This is a genomic window from Aeromonas sp. HMWF015 (genome assembly GCF_963878965.1).
Lineage (GTDB): Bacteria > Pseudomonadota > Gammaproteobacteria > Enterobacterales > Aeromonadaceae > Aeromonas > Aeromonas veronii.
Genome location: NZ_CAWNZT010000132.1, coordinates 23,049 through 25,389, shown reverse-complemented (window position 1 = coordinate 25,389; position 2,341 = coordinate 23,049). Strand labels below are relative to the sequence as shown.

Sequence of the window (2,341 nt, the reverse complement as noted above, 5' to 3'; positions counted from 1 at the left end):
GCGACAGACCGCGCCCCACCATCAGCGCCGCCATCGCCGCCCATAGCGCGGCCACGCCCCACGACTGACAGAGCCACCAGATCGGGAAGAAGCCGCCAAACGCGGCCAGCAACATGCTGTTGCGCATCTCCCGCGCCCGGGTCGCCCCGATAAATACGCCATCCAGCAGGAAGCACCAGACCGCCAGCAAGGGCATGGCGATCAGCCAGGGAAGCTGACGATTTGCCTCCGCCACCACGGCCGGAATGTCGGTGATATAGCCGATAAGGTGGGCACCAAAGAGGGCAAACACCAGGGTAAAACCACTGGCAATGAGGGCGGCCCAGCCCAGATTGAGCACGATGGCCTCCCGCAGTTTCTGCCGATCCCGCTGACCGATGGCTCGTCCTACCATGGCCTCCACCGCATAGGCAAAACCATCGAGTCCGTAGGAGATAAGCATCAGGAAGTTGAGCAACACCGCATTGGCGGCCACCGCCACATCCCCCAGCCGTGCCCCTTGCAGAGTCATGAAGGCGAAACAGAGCTGCAAACAGAGGGAGCGCAGGAAGATATCGCGGTTGAGGCCGAGCAACCGCACCATGGGCGCAAGCTGCCGCCAGCGCTGCCAACCATCCTGCCACACCGTCGGCGCCAGTTGCCGCAGCTGACGGCGTACCAGCCAGATACCGACTGCCAGCGCGCAGTAGTCCGCCATGACCGAGGCCGCCGCCACACCCCGCACCTGCCAGCCGAGCCCCAGCACAAACAGGGCATCGAGCGCCATATTGACCAGATTGGTGAGGATCAACATCACCATGGAGCTGCGGGCATCCTGCATCCCCAACAGCCAGCCCATGACCACCAGATTGCAGAGCGCCGCCGGGGCGCTCCAGATCCGCACCGCCACATATTGGCCCGCATAAAGCTGCACCTCGGGCGAGCCGCCACTCAGGACGATCAGTCGTGGCAACAGGGGGAAGAGCAACAACAGCAGCGCCAGGCCAAGAGCAATGGCCAACCCCAGCGCCCGCAGCAGGGTATCGAGCTGGGCACGACCGTCGGCGGCGCCGTGCGCCTGCGCCGTCAGGCCGGTGGTCGACATCCGCAAAAAGCCGAGCAGCCAGAAGATGAGGTTGATCAGGGTCGCACCGACCGAGACGCCCCCCAGAAACCAGGCCTGACCGAGATGACCGATCACCCAGGTGTCCACCAGCCCCAGCAAGGGGGTGGTGATATTGGAGAAAACCATGGGCAGGGCGAGCGCAAAGACGGCGCGGTGGCGAGAGGGATCACGCCACCATGGGGCAACAGATGGGGTCACCCTCAGTGGCCTGTCAGCTTCAGAATGCGGGCAAAGTCAGAGAGCATGGTGGCCATCTGCACCCGTGGCACCTGACCCGGCGCCACTTGCGGACGGAATACCGCCTGCAGCTTGCCCTTGGGATTGATGAGCACGATGGAGGCGGAGTGATCGATCAGGTAATCCTTCTCCCCCTGATTGGCGATGGAGTAGATCAGCCCCAAATTGCGCACAAACGGGAACAGCTTGTCGTGGGGGGCGGTAGCCGCCTTGAATTCGGGATTGAAGAAGGCGGTATAGGTCTTGAGGCGTGGACTATCGTCACGCTGGGGATCCGCCGAGATAAACACCACCTGACTGTCGGGCGCCATCTTCTTCAGCTGGTCATAGACGGAGCGCATATCTGCCAGGGTGGTGGGGCAGATATCGGGGCAGAAGGTGTAACCGACAAACAGGAAGGTCCAGTGCCCCTTCAGGTTGGCAGGAGTGAACGGCTGGTTGTCCGCATCGGTAAAGGCGAAATCATTGATGTCCCGCCCCGCTGGATAGTAGTCGGCCTGTTCCGGCTGCTCTGGCTGCGTGGCGTAAAACACCAGGATCAGGCAGGCTGTCAGCAGCAGAAAGAGCAAGGGATAGCGGAGCTTCATCATAACAAGAGACCCTTTCAGTTCGAGGCAGATGGCCAGCAGTGACCGGACAAGAGGGGAGCATTGTACCCCAGCGAGCCGCCAAGGTGGTTCAACCTTGTGCAACGCCCTGTCAGGAGTCGACCATTTGGCATAATTAATCGCCAGTTGCGGCCATAAAAAAACCGGCCCCCTCGGGTGCCGGTTATGGATGGATTTGTTTGTCTCTTCTGCTCAGGGGCGAGCGTTGCGTCCCTGCTGCAACATCTTGCCGATGGCCCGCACGCCGATGGGAATCACGGGGGCCAGCCAGCCCTCTTCCCCCTGGCGATCACCGTGACCCCGTTTGAACAGCAATACCAGACGCACCACCTTCTCTTTCGGGCATCCCAGCCAGAGCGTCCAGTGCGAACCACGATGGTGCAGCCAGAGA

3 protein-coding genes are annotated in these 2,341 nt (G+C 61.9%); all 3 read right to left on the bottom strand.

Annotation, left to right across the window (positions count from 1 at the left end; genetic code table 11):
• A partial coding sequence (locus AACS18_RS06830) for an MATE family efflux transporter (protein ID WP_374956635.1) occupies positions 1 to 1,231 on the bottom strand: 1,231 nt, incomplete at its 3' end.
• A 74-nt stretch (positions 1,232 to 1,305) separates the two neighbouring features.
• Positions 1,306 to 1,932, bottom strand: a complete 627-nt coding sequence (locus tag AACS18_RS06825; protein ID WP_108613990.1) for an SCO family protein — start codon at positions 1,930 to 1,932, stop codon at positions 1,306 to 1,308.
• Positions 1,933 to 2,142: 210 nt separating this feature from the next.
• On the bottom strand, positions 2,143 to 2,341 hold a 199-nt coding region (locus tag AACS18_RS06820; RefSeq protein ID WP_108613996.1), incomplete at its 5' end, for a hypothetical protein.

Excerpts from the sequence above, each read along its gene's own strand:
- AACS18_RS06825 (WP_108613990.1), bottom strand. The coding sequence starts at position 1,932 with ATGATGAAGCTCCGCTATCCCTTGCTCTTTCTGCTGCTGACAGCCTGC.